The sequence below is a fragment of the Candidatus Polarisedimenticolia bacterium genome, assembly GCA_035764505.1.
Lineage (GTDB): Bacteria > Acidobacteriota > Polarisedimenticolia > Gp22-AA2 > AA152 > AA152.
Map to the genome: position 1 here is coordinate 1 of DASTZC010000192.1, position 2,886 is coordinate 2,886.

The 2,886-nt window shown below is 66.5% G+C and carries 3 protein-coding genes; all 3 read right to left on the reverse strand.

Annotated elements, in window-relative coordinates; all coding sequences use genetic code 11:
• On the reverse strand, positions 1 to 718 hold a 718-nt coding region (locus VFW45_12795; GenBank protein ID HEU5181660.1), incomplete at its 3' end, for a Gfo/Idh/MocA family oxidoreductase.
• A gap of 108 nt (positions 719 to 826) precedes the next feature.
• Positions 827 to 2,011, reverse strand: coding sequence for a cobalamin-independent methionine synthase II family protein (locus tag VFW45_12800; GenBank protein HEU5181661.1), 1,185 nt, complete (start codon positions 2,009 to 2,011; stop codon positions 827 to 829).
• A 152-nt stretch (positions 2,012 to 2,163) separates the two neighbouring features.
• On the reverse strand, positions 2,164 to 2,610 hold the full coding sequence (locus VFW45_12805; GenBank protein HEU5181662.1) for a DUF1569 domain-containing protein: 447 nt from the start codon (positions 2,608 to 2,610) through the stop codon (positions 2,164 to 2,166).
• Positions 2,611 to 2,886 lie beyond the last annotated feature (276 nt).

Consider the following 2,886-nt stretch of genomic DNA (forward strand, 5'->3'; position numbering starts at 1 on the left):
TGAAACCGGGACCGGTGGCGGTCATCGTGCCCAGATAGCCCGAAGCGCCGCTCTTCAGGCGGAAGAGCATCGACGTCGTGTCATCGCTGTCCACGGCGACGACGCGCCGGAAGCTCTGACAGAACACGCTGTCGATGGGGCCCCCGAGGTCGATGATGCCGTCGATGGCGTGCACGCCCATCGGGGTGAGACCGCCGCACGGTGTTTCTTCCTTGTCCGCGCGCCACGCGTCGGCCTTGAGCGCCAGCGCGTTGGGGAAGGTCATCGTGGCTTCGAAGTGTTCGACCACGCCGAGGTCGCCCGAGTCGATCCGCTGGCGCAGCGCCGTCATCTCCGGATGGAAGCGGCGGTTGTAGCCGAGGCCGAGCGTGACGCCCGCCTTCCTGGTGGCCGCCACGGCCGCGTCGGCGTCGGCCTTGTGCAGCGCGAACGGCTTTTCGCAGAACACGTGCTTGCCGGCCTGCGCCGCCGCAATCACCTGCGGCGAGTGCATCGAGTGCGGCGTGGCCAGCACGATGGCGTCAATCGACTTGTCGCCGAGCAGCGCCTCGAAGCTGTCGGCCATCTTCAGCTTCTGCGCTTCGGCAAACGCCGTCACTTCGGGCGATTTGGTGCGAGTGGCGCCGGCGACGAACTGGATGACGTCGCTCGTGCCCTGGACCGACTCGACGATCGTACGGCCCCACCACCCGAGGCCCACCATGGCTGCTCTAATCATTCCTTCGATCCCTCGGCCTGGCAGGCCGGGCAAGCCGGGCGAGCCTGGCGGGTGGAGGTTCTTCCTGCCTGGCCTGCCGGGCCTGCCTGGCCCGCCTGGCTCACATGACTACTGATTGAAGCGGATCAGCGAGAGCTTCGGATCGGCGCCGAGCGACTCGGCGGGCGGCAGCCCCAGCTCCTTCTTCACGATGTTGGTGCCCTGCACCAGCGCCACCATCTTGTAGAACGCGTGCCGCCGGCTCATCCCCTCGCGCCCCATCCCGCAGTCCGACGACAGCACCAGCCGCTCCGCCGGAATCACCTTCAGCGCCTTCCGCACCAGGTCCGCGATCTCGGTCGGCGACTCCACCTGCAGCGTGTGGTGGTCGATGGCGCCGATCGCCACCTTCATCTCCGTGATCTCCCGCCCCACGTCCTCCAGGTCCTGCGCCCCCGAGCTGATCATCTCGAACGTGATCACGTCGGCATCCACCTGGTTCAGCAGCTTCAGCGCCGGCTTGTAGGTCTGCACCGACCCGAACAGTCGCTGCTGCGACGGGTTGCCCCAGCACGTGTGGCACCACACTTCCGTCTTCGCCCGCAGCCCCTTCACGGTGTTGTTGAACACCTTCAGCATGAACTCCGGGTTGATCACCTTGTCCACGAAGTTACGCGCCGCCAAGAGATGAATCTGCGGCTCTTCCATCTGGATCACCGGGCAGCCCGCGTCCGCCAGGTCGTGCAGCTCCTCGTTGAACGCCTCCGACATCGCCCAGATGCGTTCCTGGATGTCCTTGTAGTGCCCGTCCTGCACCGCGAACGCCACCAGCTCCGGCGTCACCGTCCCGAACTTCACCGGCTTCGGCGTCAGCCGCTGCGCCGCCTTCCAGATCTCCGCATACTGCATCTCCCCCCGCCCGATCGGCCCGGTGATCTTCGGCATCACCCGCGCTTCCAGGTAGTCGTGCAGGATGTGCCCGCGCGGGAACTGCAGCCCCCCCGCGTTCATCTTCGCCAGCTTCGGGTGCTGCGTGTCGAACCCCGTCATGTGGTGCGGCGGATAGCTCGTCCAGCTCTGGCCGCCGATGTCCGAGTCGAACCGGCAGTCGCCGTCCGTCACGATGTCCAGCCCGGCCACTTCCTGTTCCTGCAGATACACCGACAGGGCGTCCACATACTGCTCGCGGAACCGCGACAGCACCATCGCGTCCAGGAACGAGCGCGTGCCCAGGTTTTCCGTATACCAGCTCGGGCGCGGCAGCGAGCCCGTGATGGTCGTCGGCATGATCTTTCCGGCAGTGGCCTTCAGCATTGGGAGTCTCCTCGTACGAAGCAACCTTGTACGCTACTCAACGCGGTCGCTTTGAGTCAATTTCGCCAAGCGCAACGTATGTAGAGGCGCACCTCGAAGAAGTGCGCCTGCGCAGGCGGACCTCTTCGAGGTCCGCCTCTACGTATGTGGGGTCACGCCCCGAACTGGCGCAGGTGGTGATCGACGTGGCGGTGGACCAGCGTGCCCCAGTCGCGCGACGTCATGTGGCCGAAGGCTGGGTGGTCGGGCCACTCGCGCGCGCCTTCCATGGCCGCCAGCCGCTCGAGCAGGTGTTTGAGGTCGGCGCACTCCGCTTCGCAGCTGGCGGCGCGTCGTGTCAGCAGTTCGGGCGCCGTTGGCGCGCCTTTCGGGAACGGCAGCCAATGGATGACCGCGTGGCGGATGGGCGCGAGCCGCAGCGCAAGCGGCCCCTTCGTGGTGATCTCCAACTCGCCCAGCGCCATGCGGACACTCTCCGAGAGGTGCGCCAGCATCTGGGGGCAATCCATGCGGCCCCACCGGGCCGCGGCGTCGGGCCCCAGCGCTTCGAGCCGTCGAGACAGCTCCAGGCGGTCGGCCAGATTGAACACGGTTCTCATGGGTCGCCTCGCAAAAGGGGTGACCGTTCGGGGTAGGCCCCCTGACAAGAGCGGGCGATTATACGGCTATGACCGTACGGCGGGACCACTGGACCGCCGTCTCTTCGCGGCGATCCCCTGACGGCTCTCCGTCACCAGCCGCTAACAGGTTCGTCAGTTTGCCGCCGCCCCTGTAAGCCGGATCCCCCGGAGTTTTCCCCAACCATCCCACTGCACCGATCCGGTCAACCGGTTGCTGCTCAGCACTTTAGGCTGAGAGGGCCGATCTGCGCCCAC